The 19,551-nt window shown below is 65.9% G+C and carries 8 protein-coding genes and 1 pseudogene; all 9 read left to right on the forward strand.

Annotation, left to right across the window (positions count from 1 at the left end; all coding sequences use genetic code 11):
* The first annotated feature begins 3 nt into the window (after window positions 1-3).
* The 9 genes and pseudogenes from RAB70_RS09625 to RAB70_RS09665 all read left to right on the forward strand — a co-directional run bounded on the left by RAB70_RS09625 (window position 4) and on the right by RAB70_RS09665 (window position 19,507).
* Window positions 4-2,040: a methyl-accepting chemotaxis protein gene (locus RAB70_RS09625; protein ID WP_017910265.1), complete on the forward strand. Its 2,037-nt coding sequence runs from the start codon at window positions 4-6 to the stop codon at window positions 2,038-2,040.
* 111 nt (window positions 2,041-2,151) lie between these two features.
* Entirely contained in the window at window positions 2,152-9,330 is a 7,179-nt protein-coding gene (locus RAB70_RS09630; RefSeq protein ID WP_148829657.1) for an Hpt domain-containing protein, read from the forward strand.
* Window positions 9,317-10,654 (forward strand): chemotaxis protein CheB, encoded by a 1,338-nt coding sequence (locus RAB70_RS09635; protein ID WP_148829658.1) that lies wholly within the window; start codon window positions 9,317-9,319, stop codon window positions 10,652-10,654. Before RAB70_RS09630 ends, RAB70_RS09635 begins: the two co-directional genes overlap by 14 nt.
* Before the next feature lie 73 nt (window positions 10,655-10,727).
* Entirely contained in the window at window positions 10,728-11,204 is a 477-nt protein-coding gene (locus tag RAB70_RS09640; protein WP_148829659.1) for a chemotaxis protein CheW, read from the forward strand.
* Between the two features lie 336 nt (window positions 11,205-11,540).
* On the forward strand, window positions 11,541-16,214 hold the full coding sequence (locus RAB70_RS09645; RefSeq protein WP_267118589.1) for an RHS repeat-associated core domain-containing protein: 4,674 nt from the start codon (window positions 11,541-11,543) through the stop codon (window positions 16,212-16,214).
* Between the two features lie 511 nt (window positions 16,215-16,725).
* Window positions 16,726-17,145, forward strand: a pseudogene (locus RAB70_RS21340) (RHS repeat-associated core domain-containing protein); the annotation flags it as partial.
* A 486-nt stretch (window positions 17,146-17,631) separates the two neighbouring features.
* A complete protein-coding gene (locus tag RAB70_RS09655; protein ID WP_148827603.1) occupies window positions 17,632-17,859 on the forward strand; it encodes a hypothetical protein in 228 nt (75 codons plus the stop codon).
* Between the two features lie 664 nt (window positions 17,860-18,523).
* The gene (locus RAB70_RS09660; RefSeq protein WP_170268150.1) at window positions 18,524-19,060 is read left to right on the forward strand and encodes a tetratricopeptide repeat protein; all 537 of its coding nucleotides are present in this window, start codon (window positions 18,524-18,526) and stop codon (window positions 19,058-19,060) included.
* 78 nt (window positions 19,061-19,138) lie between these two features.
* Window positions 19,139-19,507, forward strand: coding sequence for a hypothetical protein (locus tag RAB70_RS09665; protein WP_148827605.1), 369 nt, complete (start codon window positions 19,139-19,141; stop codon window positions 19,505-19,507).
* Window positions 19,508-19,551: the final 44 nt, after the last annotated feature.

Genomic DNA, 19,551 nt, shown 5'->3' on the forward strand with positions numbered 1-19,551 from the left:
ATCATGAGTACTGCTCCGGACGCCCGCAAGGCCAGCAAGCTCGGCAGCGTGGGCACGAGTTTCTGGCTGGGCCTGCTGGCGCTGTCGCTGGTCGTGTTCGGCGCCAACACCGGCGTGGCCACCTGGCAGGGCAACCGCCTGGCCGGCGCCAGCACCGGCGCGGCCGACCTGCAGGTGCTGTCGCAACAGCTGGCCAACCAGGCCCGCGACGCAGTGTCCGGCAACGCCGAGACCTTCAAGCAATTCAAGCAGACCAAGGCGAAGGTGGAGAGCACCGTCGCCGAGCTCAACGCACGCTACGCCAACGAAGCCGGCGTGTCCGCGCCGCTGCAGACCCTCAACGGCACCTGGGCGCCACTGGCCAAGAACGCGCAGCAGGTGGTGGACAGCGAACCGGCGGTGCTGGCGCTGGCCGGCAACGCCGACCGCTTCGTCGGCGGCGTGCCGCAGCTGCAGGCGCAGTTGAACGAGGTGGTGCGCGCGATGACGGTCGGCGGCGCGCCCGCCGCGCAGATCTACAACACGCTGCAGCAGGTGGTGGTGGCCGGCACCATGGCCCGCCGCGTCACCGAAATGCGCGCCGGCGGCCGCGGTGCGGCCAGTGCCGGCGACGCGCTGGCGCGCGACGCGGTGGTGTTCGGGCAGATGCTCGAGGGCCTGCGCAACGGCAACGAGGAACTGGGCATCGCCCCAGTGCGCAACGCCGCCGCATTGGCCGCGCTGGAGCAGTCGCAGGCGCAGTGGGCGGAAATGAAGAAGGACCTGGATGCGCTGCAGGCCAGCTCGCGCAGCCTGTTCGCCGCACAGTCCGCCGCCGCGGCGCTGACCGCCGGCTCGGGCAAGATGCTGGAGGACAGCAAGAAGCTGTTCGACGCGTTCTCCGCGTTCGGCTCCACCCGCGACACCCGCCTGTTCCCGAACTTCTGGCTGGGCGTGATCTCCGGCCTGCTGGCGCTGCTGTCGATCGTCGGCTTCGTCTGGACCACGGTGCGCAGCCGCAGCCGCGAGCAGGAAATCCGCCTGCAGACGCAGGTGGAATACAACAGCCGCAACCAGCAGGCGATCATGCGCCTGCTCGACGAAATCAGTTCGCTCGGCGAAGGCGACCTGACCGTCAAGGCCTCGGTCACCGAGGACATGACCGGCGCCATCGCCGACGCGATCAACTACGCCGTCGACGAACTGCGCCACCTGGTGACCACCATCAACGACACCTCGGCCAAGGTCGCCGTGTCCACCGAGGAAACCCAGGCCACCGCGCGCCAGCTGGCCGAGGCGGCGGGGCACCAGGCCGAGCAGATCGGCTCGGCCTCGGTGCGCATCAACGAAATCGCCGCCAGCATCGAGCAGGTGTCGCGCAACTCCACCGAGTCGGCGGAAGTGGCGCAGCGCTCGGTGGTGATCGCGGCCGAAGGCGCCGGCGTGGTCCGCGAGACCATCCAGGGCATGGACCAGATCCGCGACCAGATCCAGGAGACCTCCAAGCGCATCAAGCGCCTGGGCGAGTCGACCCAGGAGATCGGCTCGATCGTGGAACTGATCAACGACATTTCCGAGCAGACCAACATCCTGGCGCTCAACGCCGCGGTGCAGGCCGCCTCGGCCGGCGAGGCCGGCCGCGGTTTCGCGCTGGTCGCCGACGAAGTGCAGCGCCTGGCCGAACGTACCTCCGGCGCCACCCGCCGCATCGAAGGCCTGGTGCAGACCATTCAGGCCGATACCAACGAAGCGGTCAGCTCGATGGAGCAGACCACCTCCGAAGTGGTGTCCGGCGCGCGTCTGGCCGAGGACGCCGGCACCGCGCTGACCGAGATCGAACGCGTGTCCAACGCGCTCAACACCCTCATCAAGAACATCTCCATCGCCGCGCACCAGCAGTCGGCGGCGGCGATCGACATCACCCAGACGATGGACGTGATCCGGCAGATCACCGGACAGACCTCGCAAGGCGCGGGACAGACCGCCGAATCGATCGGCCGCCTGGCGCAACTGGCGGCGGACCTGCGGCGCTCGGTCGCCGACTTCAAGCTGCCGGCGTAAGCGGGCCGGAACCGGGTGGAAGGAAGCGCACATGACGTACCGTGAACAACTCCCGCATCCCGTCGCCGCGCTCGCGCGGCACGGCGCGTGCCCGGCCGCGGAGACGCGGCGATGAGCGCGCTGCGCGATGCGATGAGCCATGCCGCGCTGGGCTGGGTCAAGCCGGAACTGGACGAGACCCTGCGCCAGGTCCGCGGCGAGATCGAGGCCTTCGTCGAGGAACCGGCCGACACCGGCCGCATGCGTTTCTGCGCCGGCTACCTGCACCAGGTGCAGGGCACCTTGCGCATGGTCGAGCTGTACGCGCCGGCGATGGTCGCCGAGGAACTGGAACTGCTGGCGATCGCGGTGCAGAACGGCCAGGCGGTCGACCGCGACGAGGCCTGCGCCACGCTGATGCGCGGCACCGTGCTGCTGCCGGACTACCTGGAACGCCTGCAGGACGGCCATCGCGACATTCCGATCGTGTTGCTGCCCTTGCTCAACGAGATCCGCGCCGCGCGCGGCGAAGCCGGCCTCAGCGAGGGCGCGCTGTTCGCGCTGGCGCCTGACGCGGCCGCCGCCACCGAGGCCGAACTGGACCATGCGCGTGGCAGCCTCGCCGGGCGCAACCGCGAACTGCTCGACACCGTCGGCACCGCGATCAAGGAAGAACTGCTGCGGGTCAAGGACGCGCTGGACCTGCATCTGCGCACCGGCGGCGACGTCGCCGCGCTGCAGACCCAGGTCGACGAGCTGGGCAGCGTCGCCGATACCCTGGGCGTGATGGGCCTGGGCGTGGCGCGCAGCGTGGTGGTGCAGCAGCGCGACGCGCTGCGCAGCATCGTCGATGGCGCCCGCGCGGCCGACGAAGGCCTGCTGCTGGATATCGCCGGTGCGCTGCTGTACGTGGACGCCTCGCTCGACGACCAGGTCGCCTATCTCGGCGCCGGCGGCGACGTGCACGACGACGCCAGTGCCGCCGAGGCGCGGCGCACGGTGGAAGTGCTGGCGCACGAGGCCATCGCCAATTTCGGCAGCGCCCGCGAGCACTTCGTCGCCTTCATCGAGACCAACTGGGACCATGCGCGCCTGGACGAGGTGCCGCGCCTGCTCGCTGAGGTCGCCGGTGCCCTGCGCATGCTGGAACTGCCGCAGCCGGCCGATTACCTGGAAGGCGTGCGCCGCTACGTCGGCACCGAGCTGATCGGCAAGCGCCGCGTGCCCAGCGGCCGCCAGCTCGACACCCTGGCCGACGCGATGGCCAGCCTCGAGTACTACCTGGAAGCGCTGCGCGAGCGCCGCCCCGGGCGCGAGGAGATCCTCGACATCACCCGCAGCAGCCTGGAAGCGCTGCGCTACTGGCCGCTGCCCGACACCGCGCCGGCCGCGCCGGGCGTGTTGCCGAGCGCGAGCGAGGCGGCCGAATCGGTTGCGCCGCTGCCGCCGGTGGCCGCTGATCGCATCGACGCGTCGGCGCCCCCGTCCATCGCCGCGCCGGCCGTGCCGGCCTGGGATCTGGCGCCGGCCGAGGACACGCTCGAGACGCCGCCGCGCACGCAGGACGCTGCACCATCCGCACCGCAGGCGCCGCAGTGGAGCCTGGCGACGGACGACGCCGACACCGCGGCCGAACACGCCTCCGCGCCCGTCTCCGACAGCGCTGCGCGCGACGAGCACGAGTCCACAGCAACGTCGCAGGCGCTCAGTTTCGATCCGGTCGCGGCCGAACAGGACAGCTGGACCGGCACCGCCGAGCCGCTGCACATCAGCCTCGATTCCCTGGTGCTGGAGCAGGACGCGTTGCGGCCGCAGACGCCGCCCACGCTCGCCCAGGAAGACGCTGCCGCAGCCGCTCCCGCGGCGTCCGTCTCCGATGTCGCCGGTTTCGATCCGGTGGCCGCCGAGTATCCGGAGCAGGCGCAGACCGATGTGCCGGCCGCGTTCGCTGGCCTGGACGAACACGACGATCCCAACCTGATCATCGTCGACACGCCGACTGCTGCAGAAGACGCCGACGCCTCCACGCTGCCGCTGGTCATCGAACTGGAAGACGCGCCTGGCGGGTCCGCCGACGAGGTGGACACGCTCGACTGGCACGCCGCCCCAGCCGCGCAGGACGAGCAGGCCGCGTCCGCGCTGTCGCCGGATGCGGCCGCGATGGCCGACGCTGGCGCCCATATCGCTCACGGCGAACGCCTCGACGCGGCAGGGGAGGGCGAGCCAGCAGACGCCGGTGCCGACGCCGAAGACGCCGCGCACGCGATCCCGACGGAGGCCGCGGAGGCCACCGACGCCGCACGCCAGACCGAGTCGCACGCGCCCATGGATGGCCCGGCGCAGACCGATGCCGGCCTTGCCGCCATCGGCGAAGCCGCGCACATCGATGCCGTGGCCGATGCGCCATCGGCGCCGGAGCATGCCGCGCTGGAATCCGAGGAGCATGCGACGCCCGAACCGGTACAGGCACACGCTGCAGCGGTGTCGGACGCCGAAGCCGCGTTCCTGGCCGACCTGGAGGCTGCCGCCGCGCAGTTCGACGTGACCGCGGCCGCCCACAGCGGCGAGCCTGCGGCCGCAGCACCCGCCAGCGCGGAGGCGAGCGCCGCGCCTGCCGCCGCTCCGCCCGCCGCCGAGACCGGCTTCATCGATGGCGATGGCGAGATCGACGAAGAGATCCGCGCGGTGTTCCTCGAGGAATTCGACGAGGAACTGGTCAATCTCGGTGCGCTGCTGCCGGCCTGGCGCGCCGCGCCTGCCCACACCGAAAGTCTGCGGCCGATCCGCCGCGTGTTCCACACCCTGAAGGGCAGCGGCCGTCTGGTCGGCGCGCGCGTGCTCGGCGAGTTCAGCTGGAAGATCGAGAGCATGCTCAACCGCGTGCTCGACGGCTCGCGTCCCGCCAGCCCGGCGGTGGTGGCGATGGTCGAGCAGGCCTACGCGGTGCTGCCGCAACTCAATGCCGCGCTGCGCGGCGACGGCGTGGTGCAGGCCGACCTGGACGCGATCCAGGCGGTGGCCGAGCGTATCGCCGCCGGCGAGGAGGCGTTCTATTTCGCCACCCCGCAGGCGACCGTCGCACCGCGCGCGGGCACACCAGCGTTGGTGGACAGCGTGTTGCGCGAGATCCTCGAAGCCGAGGTCGCCACCCATCTGGAGACCGTGCACGCCTGGCTGCAGCACGCGCCGCAGCCGGCGACCGAAGCGCTGCTGCGCGCGGTGCACACCATGAGCGGCGCGTTCGCGATGACCGACGTGCCGGAGATCACCGCGGTCACCGGGCCGGCCGAGAGCTACGTCAAGCGCGCCTTGGCGTCTGGTAGCGTTCCGAGCGCCGACGGCGTGCGTGCGCTCGAGGACGCGGCGCGCGCCATCGCCGCCACCATCGCGGAACTGCAGGCACCGTCGCCGGTGATTCCGCCGTTCACCGACCTGGCGCAGCGCCTGCGCGCGCTGGTGGAGACCCTGCCGGAAGTGCAGTGGCCGCCGATCGCGCACGACGAGGACGACGAAGACCTGTCCGCGTCGGCACCGGCCGAGGCCGGCCTGGATGAGCAGGCCGTGCAGGCGGTGGAACTCACCGCGGCCGACGATCTGTCGGCGTTCCTGGGCGACGCCGCGCATCTGCACGAGACGCTGCCAGCGGACGAGGCGGCCCGCCAGGCAGGCGAGGGCGGCGTCCATGCGGACACGGCAGTCGCACCGTCTTCGGAAGAGGCACCGGCCTCCGCGCAGGATCAGGCGTCGGCTCAGAACGCGCCCCCAGTCGAGGAATCGGCGGCATCGCAGGATGCAGGTCATGCCGAGGAACAAGCGGCCTTGGCGCAGGACGGCCAGCTCGACGCGTTGACGGTCGAGGCGCCGCTGAGCGCCGAGCAGGTGTTGGACGATCCCGCGCCGGACGCGATGGATCCGGCTGCGGCGCCTGACGCGACGGCCGATGCGGCCGCCGTCGATGCCGAGACCGACACGACGGCGGACGCGCAGGAACCACAGGCATCGTCGCACGAAGGCGAAGCGCAAGGTTCCGAGGATCGCCAGGCCGAGGAACAGGCCGACGCGACGCCGGACACGACCGGGCACGCGCACGATGCGCAGGCATCCGATCACCCGGCGGTCGACGGTGCTGCCGAAGGCCACGCGGCCGTCACGCAGGCGGGCGACACCCAGGATGACGCCGTGCAGGCGCACGATGCGCAGGCGCCGGATCACATGGCAGTCGACGGCGATGCCGTGGACCAGGCGACCGAAACACCGGCCGACGACATCCACGACGCACATGCGCAGGAACCGCAGGCGGCGGATGACGCGGCCGCGCATGGCGCCGCCGACGCGCCCGCGCCCGCCGATGACACTGCTGAAGCGCACGAGCAACAGCTCAACGAGGACGCCCCTGCGATCGGCTTGCACCAGCACCCGTTGGCACCGTCGAGCGGCTGGCGCCACGATGGCGTGGCCTCGGCCAACGACGATACCGGGTCCGCCGCCGAGCACGGCGACGCGACGCCGGACGACGCAGTGCATTCGGAGGACGCAACGCACGAGGGCGATGCGGCGTCTCTCGCCATGGAAACGATGGGCGAACACACCGACGCCGAAGCGGATGCGGAACACGTCGCGCCGACCGGTGATGCTGGTGATGGGGCGCCGCACGACGGCGCTGTCGAAGCGGAGCATGTCGCGCACGCGACGCCGTCCGACGGCGAGGCGGCGTCGGACGCGCATCCCGTGGCATCCGACGAAGCGCACCACGCGCCCGAGGACGCCGTCGGTGAGGACGACACGACCATGGCAGCCGATGCCGACACGGCGTCCGCCGGCGATATCCACGAAGAACACCACCAGCACGCGCCGGAGGCCACGGCATCCGCGCCGTCCGACACCGACGCAGTGCATGCCGCGGCCGATCCCGCGCGAACCGATCTGTCGGCCGTCGATCTCGGCCCGCTGGACTTCGCCGACCTCGATCGCGAGCTGGTCGATATCTTCGTCGACGAAGGCAAGGACCTGCTCGACCACTGCGATCGCCTGATCGCCGAGCTGCGTGCCGCGCCGCAGGACCGCGACGTGCTCGGCGGCCTGCAGCGCGACCTGCATACGCTGAAGGGCGGCGCGCGCATGGCCGGCATCAACGCCATCGGCGACCTCGGCCATGGCATCGAGTCCTTGCTGGAGGCGGTCGCCGCCCATCGCACCGAGCTCGACCGCCAGGACGTGCAGTTGCTGGAGCGCGGCTTCGATCGCCTGCACCAGCTGTTGACCCTGACCGGCAACCACCGCGCGGTGGCGATGCCGCAGGAGCTGATCGGCGCGTTCGACGCGCGCACGCACGGGCAACGGTTCGCCGCCGCCAGCGATGCCGAGACTACCGTCGCGTCGCCGCTCGCGGCGGCCGACGACGCGCTGGCTGCCGCGGCACTGGCCGCCGTGGCGGCGCCGTTGTCGGCACCGCTGCCGGTGGAGGGCACGCCCGACGAAGAGGCGACGATCGCGCGGCCCATGCAGGAACAGGTACGCGTGCGTGCCGACCTGCTCGATCGCCTGGTCAACCACGCCGGCGAAGTGGCGATCTACCGCTCGCGTCTGGAGCAGCAGTTGGGCGCGTTCCGCGGCGCGATGGCCGAACTGGACCGCACCAACGCGCGTCTGCGCGACCAGCTGCGGCGCCTGGATCTGGAAACCGAGGCGCAGATCGTCGCCCGCTACCAGCGCGAACAGGACCAGACCGAGCAGAGCTTCGATCCGCTGGAACTGGACCGCTTCTCCACGCTGCAACAGCTCAGCCGCGCGCTCAACGAGTCCGCGGCCGACCTGGGCGGCCTGCAGGGTGTGCTCGACGACTTGGCGCGGCAGTACGACGGTCTGCTGCAGCAGCAGTCGCGCGTCAGTTCGGAATTGCAGGACGGGCTGATGCGCGCGCGCATGGTGCCGTTCGACGGCCTGGTGCCACGGTTGCGGCGCGTGGTGCGCCAGGCCGCCAGCGAGACCGGCAAGCAGGTGCACCTGAGCCTGGAAGGCACCCACGGCGAACTCGACCGCAACGTGCTGGACCGCATGGTCGCTCCGCTGGAACACATGCTGCGCAACTCGGTCGCGCATGGCCTGGAGGCGCCGGAACAACGGCGTGCCGCGGGCAAGGCGGAGGAGGGCAACATCGCCATCCGCCTGCGCCGCGAGGGATCGGAAATCGTGCTGGAAGTGGCCGACGACGGCGCCGGGCTCGACCGCGAGGCGATCCGCCGCCGCGCCGAGCAGCGCGGGCTGATCGCCGCCGACGCGGTGCTGTCCGACGACGAACTGGATGCGCTGATCTTCGCGCCCGGGTTTAGCACCTACGACCAGGTCAGCCAACTGGCCGGCCGCGGCGTCGGCATGGACGTGGTGCGCAACGAAGTGCGCCAGCTCGGCGGCTCGGTGGACATCCACTCGGTGCGCGGCCAGGGCGTCACCTTCACCCTGCGCCTGCCGCAGACCCTGGCGGTCACCCAGGCGGTGTTCGTGCAGATCGGCGAGACCACGTTCGCGGTGCCGGTGGCGTCGGTCAGCGGCATCGGCCGCATCGGCCGCGAGCGCTTCGAGGCCGGCACCGGCGGCTACCGCTACAGCGGCGAGGAATATGCGCTGCACGACCTCGGCTCGCTGGTCGGGCAGGCGCCGGCACGCGCCGAAGGCCAGGCGCAGGTGCCGTTGCTGTTGGTGCGCGCGGGCGACCTGCGCGCGGCGGTGGCGATCGACCAGGTGCTCGGCAACCGCGAAATCGTGGTCAAGCCGGTCGGCCTGCAGATCGCCTCGGTGCCCGGCATCTACGGCGCCACCATCACCGGCGACGGCCGCGTGGTGGTGATCCTCGACATCGCGCCGCTGGTGCGCCGCTTCCTGGCGCAGCCGCAGCGGCCGGTGGTGGAGGCCGCGCCGACCGAGCAGCGGCGCGTGCCGCTGGTGATGGTGGTCGACGACTCGCTGACCATGCGCAAGGTCACCGGCCGCGTGCTGGAACGGCACAACTTCGACGTGGTGTCCGCGCGCGACGGCGTCGAGGCGCTGGAGCGCCTGGAAGAGCGCGTGCCCGATCTGATGCTGCTGGACATCGAGATGCCGCGCATGGACGGCTACGAACTGGCGACCGCCATGCGCGCGGATCCGCGCTACGCCGCCGTGCCGATCGTGATGATCACCTCGCGCAGCGGCGAAAAGCACCGTCAGCGCGCCTTCGAACTGGGCGTGCAGCGCTATCTCGGCAAGCCTTACCAAGAGTTGGATCTGATGCGCAACGTCTACGACCTGCTGGGGATCGCCCGTGTTCGCGAATGACGGCGACGCCACCTCCACGCCGGTCGCGTTGCTGGCCCGTCCCGGCAAGGCGCGCGAGCGCCTGCGCGAAGCGCTGCACCTGGTCGGCGCGGCGATCGTGCTGGAGGACGACCCCGGTGCGATCGACGCGCAGACCCTGTCCGACGCTGCGCCGGCGGCAGTGCTGATCGCGCTGGAGCCGGCGATCGAGGACGCGCTGGAGCGGCTGGATGCGGCGCTGGCGATGCCCGGCGTCACCGTGATCTTCGACGAGGCCGAACTGGCCGCGCGCCGCGAAGGCTGGGAAGCGCAGCGCTGGGCGCGGCATCTGGCGGCCAAGCTGCAAGGCCACCAGGATGTGCTGCCGCCCGGCCGCGAGACCGAGACCGGCCTGCAGCCGGAGCCGGGCCTGCCGGCGACGCCTGCGCAACTGCACGACGACGCACCGATCGGCCTGCACGTCGAAGAAGCCGCCGGCTTCGCCGAGGCCGCGCCGGAAGACGGCATGTATGCCTGGCAGCCGCCGGCGGACGTCGCGCCCGGTTTCGAGGACCTGCAGTTCGCCCGCGCCGAAGCCGCTGCCAGCGAAGCGTCTGCGCAGCCGGCTGCGCCGCACGTCGATGCGACACCGGCTGCGCCCGCCGCCACACCTGCCGCGCTGCCGGCCAGTGCCTGGTCGCTGGTCGACGATGACGCGCCCTTGCCCGCCGCCGCGCCGCGCGCGCCGCAGCACATCCCGCAGTTCTCCACCGAAGGCCTGTCGCTGGTCGCGCTGGAGTCCGAAGAACCCGCGGCCACGAGCGGCGCCGGTGCAGGCGCCGCCGCGCGCGGTGCGGTGCTGGTGATGGCCGGCATCGGCGGCCCGGACGCGATCCGTCGTCTGCTCGCCGCGCTGCCGGAGAGTTTCCCGCTGCCGCTGCTGGTGCAGTTGCGCCTGGACGGCGGCCGCTACGGCAACCTGGTCAAGCAGATCGCGCGCGTGTCCGCACTGCCGGTGCTGCTGGCCGAGGCGGGCGAGCCGGTGACCCCCGGCAACGTCTACATCCTGCCCGACGACGTCGGCGTGCACGGCACGGCCGGCCTGCGCTTCGTCGCCCAGGACGCCGGTGCCTCCGTGGTCGCCGGCCTGCCGGCCGCGCACAGCGCGGTGCTGCTGCTCAGCGGCAGCGATCCGCAGCAGGTGGAGGCCGTGCTGGCGCTGGCTGCGCAGGGCGCCTGGGTGGCCGGGCAATCCGGCGACGGCTGCTACGACCCCGCCGCCGGCGCGCAGCTGATCCTGCAGGGCCATCCCGGCGGCGATCCGGCGCAACTGGCCCAGGCCTTGACCGCGCGGTGGAGCGGCTGAGCGAGGCGGCACACGCCATTCATCGCTGCGCCCGCATCGCGCGTTTTTTCCGCTTTCAGGACGAAGTCACTCCATGAGCAGCTACGCCAGCAACGACGAAATCCGCGGTGTCCTCATCCTGGCCGGCAGCGAGCGCGTGTTGCTGCCCAACGCCACCATCGCCGAAGTGATGTCGCGCGTGCCGGTCGAACCGCTGCCCGACGCCCCGCACTGGCTGCTCGGCCAGATCGCCTGGTACGGCTGGAAAGTGCCACTGGTTTCCTTCGCCCGCCTGACCGGCCTGGGCGCCGAGATCGTGGCCGCCAACAACAAGATCGTCGTGCTCAAGGCCCTGGGCGGCAACCCCGACCTGCCGTACGTCGCACTGCTCACCCAATCCTTCCCGCAACTGATCTCCGTCCCCCGCGACGGCCTGCTCGCCGACGCCTCCGAAGAAACCCTCCCGCCGGGCGTGCACATGCGTGTGCTGCTGGGCGAACAGAGCGCCTTGCTGCCGGATCTGGAGGCGATCGAGGGGATGGTGGTGGAGCGGTTTGCGGCGGTCATCTAGATCGGCGGCCGTCTTGCAACGGCCTTGCTTCTGACTGCGTACCGCAACCATCCTGGCCGATGCTATGCGCGCTTGAGCGAAAGCCGCAGCGGCTTGTTGCCAGTGGATAGGGCCATCGTCTAGCATCGCTTCTCGTAATGACAAGGATTGTCGTATGCGCAACGTGCGTGCACCCGTTCGCTGTACTGCGTCGCTCAGGGATGACGCGACCGCCACCTCTAGGGCATTCCACCTGTTTGGTTCTTCCATAACACTGCCGAGCCTTTGGCCGCGCGCTGTTGCGCGTCGATCGGCCTCCGGCTGGACAGGCAGTTGGCAACCGCTGACTCGATTGGCTTGATCGACTTCCTGCAAGGACGCGCGATGAACACGATGCACCACGAACGTACCTCCGGCGGCGCCAGCCGCCTTGCGCCGGTGATGGCGATGTTCTTTCTGTTCATGGGTTCGGCGTTCGCCGGGACAGAAGGGCCGAAGCAGAAATTCGTGGTCCGCGACGCGGAGGGAGGTGATCACGGCACCTACACCACTCAGGCGGAAGCAGAAGCGGCGATCAAGACGATTCCTGGGCCTAAGTACCAGGAGGATGCCTATCAATACGCGGACACTATCAAGAGTTCAGTTGTTCGAGAGGATGGCGCCACGCTGATTACGTATTGGCTCGGACGTGAGAAGGCAAAGGACGAAGATTGGGTATACACCTCAGGGAATGTGGAAAAGATAGCGACTGAGCAAGAGGCCTATGCTTTGCTTGAACAGAGGGCGAGGCAAAAGGCACCTCAGTGCGGATCGCCGCAAATCGTTCCAAGGAATAATTGGGGGGATAACAGTTCGGGTCCTTACCCGCAGTATGACGTTGGGTATGAAATGCAGGCGCGACAGTTTACCGTCAATGCCTTTTTCAAGGACTGCAGCGATACGTATGCCTATGGAGATTCGATCAGTCGAAAGAGACGTACCGAGTGTGCGCGACCTTACACCCAATGGCACATCAGTGATCAGGGCTGCACGAACAAAGTGATCTTCGCCACCATCGAAGTCTCCACTCTGCAGTGCGGCGATGAGCAAGGTAAGGCAGGTAATCCAGTTGGCGCCGGCAACTCCGGCTTGGTCGGCAACCCCTGCGACGTCAAGACCGGCGAGAAATTCCAGGCCGAGCGCGACCTGGATCTGGGCTGGATCACCCTGACACGCTACTACCACTCGGGTATCGCACTGAATACCGGTGGTTTCGGCCCTGGCTGGACCTTCTCGCACAGTCTGCACCTGACCATCCAGGGCGATACGCTGGGCCTGATCGAGGGTAGCGGCTATGCCGTTCCGTTCCGCAAGATGGGAGCCGAGTATCGCGCGGCCAACGCCTCGGACGAGCGCATCGTCGCCAACGGCGACCAATGGATCCTGTATCGCCAGGATGCCATCTACACCTTCGATGCCAAAGGCAAGCTGGTCTCGCGCATGGCCGAGGATGGCAGCGGGTGGGTGTACGGCTACAACACACGTGGGCGCTTGCAAAGCATCGCGTCGCTGCAGGGGCGCTCCATCGAACTGGTGTATGCCGACGACAACGACGACGCGCTCATCACCGGCATCGTCTCAGCTGGGGTGCAGCTGGCCAGCTACGGCTACGACCAGCAGCGCCTGGCGAGCGTCACCTATGCCGACGGCAAGAGCCGGATCTACCACTATGAGGACACGCGGTTCCCGCGCCATCTGACCGGTGTGACCACGGAGGACGGCCAGCGCTTCAGCACCTTCGCCTACGACGAGGTTGGCCGTGCGATCTCCAGCCAGCACGCTGCCGGTATCGACGGCATCACCCTGGCTTACTCGGCTGCCGGCACTCGCGTCACCGATGCGCTGGGCGATGTCAACGATTACACGATGACCGAGGCGGGTGGTGCCTCGCCGAAGGTCGCCACCGTGGCCAGAACCGACGGGAAGCTGCAGTACAGCTACAACGATCAGTCCAGCGACTTCCGCCGCCGGCTCAGCAGCGTCACCGATCGCCGTGGCATCCAGACCCAGCACAGCTACGCCGAAGCGACCGAGAACGGTGTCGCGGTGAATATTCACACCGTGCGCGAGGCGGTCGGGCAACCCCAGGAGCGCACCACGACGACGCGTACCGCGGCTGGCAGCAATCGACTGCTGTCGGTGCAGACCGGCGGGCGCACCGTGTCCTACAGCTACAACGATCGCCTGCAGCCGGTGCAGATGACGAGCAGCGACACGGCCACCGGCAAGCAGCGCACTGTCACCTACAGCTACTGCGAAGCGGCGGACGTGGCGGCGACCGACAGCACCTGCCCGATTCTGGGCCTGCCCAAGTCGGTCGATGGCGCGCGCACCGACGTCAACGACATCACCAGCTTTACCTATTACCCCGGCGACGACAGCACCTGCGCCACGTCCCCGACCACCTGCCCGCACCGCAAGGGCGACCTGTGGAAGGTGACCAATGCGCTGGGCCAGGTCACCGAGTACCTGGCCTACGACGGCGCCGGCCGCGTGCTGTCGGCGAAGGACGCCAACGGCGTGATCACCGACTACACGTATCACCCGCGCGGCTGGCTGACCGCCAGCAAGGTGCGCGGAGCCGACGACAGCAGCGAGAGCGACGATCGCATCACCGCCATCGACTACTGGCCGACCGGCCTGGTCAAGCAGGTGACGCAACCCAATGGCGCGTTCACCCGCTTCACCTACGATGCGGCGCACCGGCTGACCGATATCGCCGACAACGCCGGCAACACCATCCACTACACCCTGGACAATGCCGGCAACCGGTCCAAGGAGGACACCAAGGACGCCTCGGGCACGCTCAAGCGCACCCTCTCGCGGGTGTACAACCAGCTTGGCCAACTCGCGACGCAGGCCACCGCGCAGGGCGATCCGACCGACTTTGGCTACGACGGCAACGGCAACACCAAGACCGTCACCGACGCGCTCGGTCATGCCACCCAGAACGACTACGACCCGCTCAACCGCCTGGCGCGCACGCTGCAGGACGTGGGCGGCATCGCCGCCGAAACCACCTTCGGCTACGACGCCCTGGACAACCTGACCAAGGTCACCGGCCCCAAGGGCCTGGACACCACCTACGCCTACAACGGCCTGGGCGACCTGACCAAGCTCACCAGCCCGGACACCGGCAGCACCACGTACACCTACGACAGCGCCGGCAACCGCGCGACGCAGACCGATGCGCGCAACATCAAGACCAGCTACGGCTACGACGCGCTGAACCGCCTGACTCAGGTCACCTATCCGACCACCAGCCTCAACGTCAGCTACACCTACGATGTCAGCCAGAGCACCTGCGCCAGCGGCGAGACCTACGCGGTGGGCCGCCTGACCCGGATGCAGGACGGCAGCGGCAGCACCGACTATTGCTATGACCGCTTCGGCGATCTGGTGCGCAAGGTGCAGTCCACCAACGGCAAGGTGTTCGTGGTCCGCTACGCCTACACCAAGGCCGGGCAGCTGAGCCGCCTGACCTACCCGGACGGGGCGGTGGTGGACTATGTGCGCAACGCCCAGGGCCAGGCCACCGAGGTCGGCGTGACTCCGCCTGGCGGCACGCGCCAGGTGCTGCTGAACCAGGCCACCTACTATCCGTTCGGCCCGGTGGCTGGCTGGACCTACGGCAACGGCCGTCCGATGCAGCGGGTGCTGGATCAGGACTACCACCCGCTGGCGGTCAACGACACCCGTAGCGACGGCCTGGCGGTGGGCTTTGCCTTCGACCCGGTCGGCAACCTCAGCGCGCTGACCGCACCGGGCAACACCGCGCCGGTCATCAAACTGGACTACGACCCGCTGGGCCGGCTGACCGCGTTCAAGGACGGCCCGACCGATACGGTGATCGACGGCTATACCTACGACGCCACCGGCAACCGCCTCAGCGCCAAGGTCAACACCACCACGCAGACCTACAGCTATCCGACCACCAGCCACCGCCTCAGCAGCGTGGCCGGCACCGCACGCAGCTACGATGCGGCTGGCAACACCACGGCCATCGGCGGCACCGCCGTGCAGTACGTGTATGGCGCCAACGGCCGACTGACACAGGTCAAGCGCAGTGGCACCACCGTGGCGAACTATGCCTATAACGGCCGCGGCGAGCAGGTGCGGCGGGTGGGCAAGACCAACGTCTACACGCTGTACGACGAGAGCGGCCATTGGATGGGGGATTACGACGCCAACGGTGCGGTCGTACAGCAGGCGATCTGGCTGGACGACCTGCCGGTCGGCGTGCTGGCCAAGACCACGCTGCGCTACGTGCAGCCGGATCACCTGGGCACGCCGCGTGCCGTCATCGACCCGGTCCGCGACGTGGCGATCTGGCGCTGGGACCTGAAGGGCGAGGCTTTCGGCGCCACCGCCCCGGACCAGGATCCGGACAAGGACGGCACGGCCTTCGTGTTCGATATGCGCTTCCCTGGGCAGCGTTACGACGCGCTGAGTGGGCTCAACCAGAACTACTTCCGTGACTACGAGCCGGGTACTGGGCGGTATGTGCAGAGTGATCCGATTGGGTTGAGAGGAGGTGCTTCTTCCTACCTTTACTCCTTGGGTACGCCCACTCGTCTCTATGATCCATTTGGGCTCGAAGTTGTCTGGGACACCAAAACTTGTGCCGGTCAGCTAGGGCTAACTACTTGCGATGGCAAGGGGGGCTTTATGGTAAGTAACTGTAACAATGGTTGTGATCGTGAATGCACTCAGAAGCACGAGAATGAACATATAAGGTTCTTAGAGGCTGTTCATCCAGGAGCATGTTTGGGTCGCCCTCTTGGTGCAGCTCCGTGGCCCCAAAGTTATAGGGCGGACAGTGATGACTACGCTCGTGAGTTTCATGAAACGGAATGCAGGGCGGATGCTATTACCATCGATTGCATTTCTAAAATTGGTAAAATTACGCCGCTGGACGCGAGTGCAAAGCGCAACCTTCTTGATGCAATCAAGCGCCGGGAGTCTAGAAAATGCGAAGACTATGGATTCTAATTTTTTTGGTATCAATAATTTCAGCGGCCTCTGCAGGAGAGGTTTGCCAAACTTTTCCTGGTGTGGATCATGATTTGCCGGCTGTAGTTAAGGAGAAACTCAAGGAGGAAAGGATGGGTGGATTCCAGTTGGTTAACAGAACCGTGTGCGATGTCCATGTAACTTGGTATGCTTTACCGCCGAATTTTCCGCCTTCGCAACCCTGGCCGCCCGGGGTTATGAAGCTGATTTCATGGGATGCGAAGAAGAACAAGGTGGAAGTTCTTTAGCGGGACTTTGAATAAGCCACTGACTGAGTAATGCGGCCGATCAGGATGGGTTCTGGTTCAAAATAGCTATGCCGCAGCGATTGAGTATAGACATACGGTCAACATCCATGCGGCGTGCCAAACGGTCTGGTAATCCCTGGGGCGAACGACGGCCGCGCGCGTCGGCGCGGCGTGTAGTGGTGTTATTAACAAAGCTACGAAAAAGTTGTCGATCCAGTGGCGTGACCGAATGCGACTGATTGGATTACGACGCCAATGGTGCGATCGTGCAGCAGGCGATCTGGCTGGACGATCTGCCGGTCGGCGTGCTGGCCAAGACCACGCTGCGCTATGTGCAGCCGGACAACTTGGGCACGCCTCGTGCCGTCATCGACCCGGTTCGCGACGTGGCGATCTGGCGCTGGGACCTGAAGGGCGAAGCCTTCGGCACCACCGCCCCGGACCAGGATCCGGACAAGGACGGGACGGCGTTCGTGTTCGATATGCGCTTTCTTGGGCGGCGCTACGATGCGTTGAGTGGGCTCAATCAGAACTACTTCCGCGATTACGAGCCGGGCACTGGGCGGTATGTGCAGAGTGATCCGATTGGGTTGATGGGAGGAGTTAGCTCTTACAGCTATGTCTTCAGTAGTCCGTTCTCTTTTATTGATCCGCTTGGATTGACTCCAGATCCCGCTTGTGCTGCTGCATGGATAACGACATGCACGGTTGTTGGCGGAGGGATTGGGTACTGGGGGGGGGATTTTGGGGGGGCTTGCAGGCTCTGAGGTTCCTGTAGCTGGAAATGCGGCGGGCTTTGTCGTTGGATCTCAACTGGGCGGAATGGGAGGCGCAGCTGCTGGAGGGTTGACCGGTGGAGCAACTGCAAGTGTCGTCTGTCCCGAAGAAAAAAAGTGTCCGCCTTGTAAGTTGATGGATGGCACTCAAATCGCTCCGGGAACTATTGGTTATAGGCATGACTTGGTTCCGCCATCCACGCCTCATTATCCATACGCTGGCGACCATTACAATTTGTATCGGGCAAACCAGAATCCAAATAATTGTTGGTGCTTTTGGCGGCCTATCGGTGCGTCTGATGCCGCAGGTGGGCTGCCTCCTCCGCCAGGATCGATACCAATTCAGGAATTTGTTAACTAATGGGTGTGGCTATGGACTATCGTGACGGTCAGCCTGTTTTGTTGGGCGACAGGGTGGATCTAGGAAGTGGCATGACGGGTACTGTTGTGGCTGTCATCGACAGAGGTGAGTTTTCTAGTAGATATCCTGCCGACGAGTGGGGCTATTTGTCAGTAGGCGCTTTAATTGAGTCGCCCACGGGCGGAGTGATGCATTGCATAGATGCATTGCATGATTTTGAGCTGCTTGAGCGTAAATGAAATGGGCTTTAAGTTCTTGTCAGTCGTTATGCTTGATCGCTCGGGAGTTTTTGATCAGCCGCCCTCCCGCCAACGCCAGGCAGAACCCGTTGACGCTTAACATCGTTCGCTTAAGGAGAAAGTCATGGAGAATGGATTCATGGCGACCGACTGGCGAGACTACGACGACAAGGTCAGGCTTCATAGTCGGTGATCCCGCTAAGAGGACACTGCCACGCATCTTGTTAGGCGCTCCACCTCTTTATTCTCTAGTTTGGGTCGGTGTGGGGGGGCTTGGCTATTGGTGAGAGCATTAACTATAGCTGCGAATAATTTTCAAAAGATAGTCCAGTGGCTGATCTCTATGACTGGACTCATCCTCAGTACTCGCAGTCTTCTGATGAGCCAGCTATAGATGATATTGCCGTTGAAGGCGGTTCCTGTTCTTTGTCCCGATAGATTTTGGGTGGCTTTAGTTGTATGTTTTGTGACAATCAGGATGGACATAGTCCCGATAACTGCTCTAATGGTGATCAGCAGTCGGCACCAAGTTATGGGCGAGGTGCTACCTTGTCTGAAGCAAAGAGAATGGCTGAAAAGAATGCCAAGGATAATCTTGGTGCAAAATCAACGCACCATGTTCAATGTCGTTGTACAGGGCCTAAAGGAGATAGGATTATTCCGCATGGATAAGGATTCTGAACAATTGCTGCTGGCGGATGCCAAGTACTTTATTGAGCGTGGTGAGTATGCTCGCGCTTATGAAAAGCTCGCTGAGCTCGTGGTCAAGGAGAATCCAGAGGCTCTATTTTTATGTTCAACCTTTAGCTCCTCTGCTGACGAAAGCGACAATGACTTTGAAGTAAGAAGTCTAAAATTTTTGGCGAGGTCGGCAGAACTGGGCTTCGCTCCTGCCATGTATGCTCTTGCTGTGTGTTATGCCAATGGTGATTTAGTTAGTCAGTCCGATAGCCAGGCTGCATATTGGTATAAGGCGGCTGCCGAGAGCGGTAGTGACTCTGCGAAGCTTCATTATGCAATTGCCCTCTTGGATGGCGTCGGTGTGGCTAAGGATACCGCTGCTGGCTTGAGGTTAATGCAGGAGCTTCTAGATGCTAGAAATGTAGAGGCGGAAGGAATTTTTCCTGAAATTAGCGATCGTTTTCCTGGGTTGCTAATAAGAAGGAGCTTGGGTGGTGCGGCATCTCGGGAAATTCAGTGATTTTGGTGAGGTGGCGCCAGAGTGTTTTTTCTAATTTCATGCTGAATATTTTGATGCGAATGGCTCGCCGGAATCCTTGTGCTGCGAATTGAATTTCGTGACGATTTTAGGGGTGAAGATGTGCTGATTATCACGGGGAAACCCGGTGATATGCAGGCGCTGAGTGAAGCCCTGTACGCATGGAGCGCATGTCCAGACGATAAGCTTGTGTCCTCAATGGTGCCCGAATGTGAGGGGGTCAAGATTACGTTGCAGGCACACGACTCATCGTGCGCGTCAACAGCGAGCGATTCTCCTGCTGGGGTCATCTGGCGCATCGGCGAGGATGCTGCTCGTCATCTTGCCGACCTCATCGGCCAACTCTCCCAGCATCCACGGCCAGCGCATCTCTATCTTGATTTTGAGGGCTATACGCGGACCATCATCATTTCGATGGATGAGTACTGATCATCGGGCGCTACATTGAGCAATGGAAACTTTGTAGTTATAAA

Source organism: Xanthomonas sontii (genome assembly GCF_040529055.1).
Lineage (GTDB): Bacteria > Pseudomonadota > Gammaproteobacteria > Xanthomonadales > Xanthomonadaceae > Xanthomonas_A > Xanthomonas_A sontii.

What these genes read in the sequence shown, in the direction of transcription:
- RAB70_RS09630 (WP_148829657.1), top strand. Translation starts at nt 2,152, where the DNA reads ATGAGCGCGCTGCGCGATGCGATGAGCCATGCCGCGCTGGGCTGGGTC.
- RAB70_RS09640 (WP_148829659.1), top strand. Translation starts at nt 10,728, where the DNA reads ATGAGCAGCTACGCCAGCAACGACGAAATCCGCGGTGTCCTCATCCTG.
- RAB70_RS09625 (WP_017910265.1), top strand. Translation starts at nt 4, where the DNA reads ATGAGTACTGCTCCGGACGCCCGCAAGGCCAGCAAGCTCGGCAGCGTG.
- RAB70_RS09655 (WP_148827603.1), top strand. Translation starts at nt 17,632, where the DNA reads ATGGACTATCGTGACGGTCAGCCTGTTTTGTTGGGCGACAGGGTGGAT.
- RAB70_RS09660 (WP_170268150.1), top strand. Translation starts at nt 18,524, where the DNA reads ATGGATAAGGATTCTGAACAATTGCTGCTGGCGGATGCCAAGTACTTT.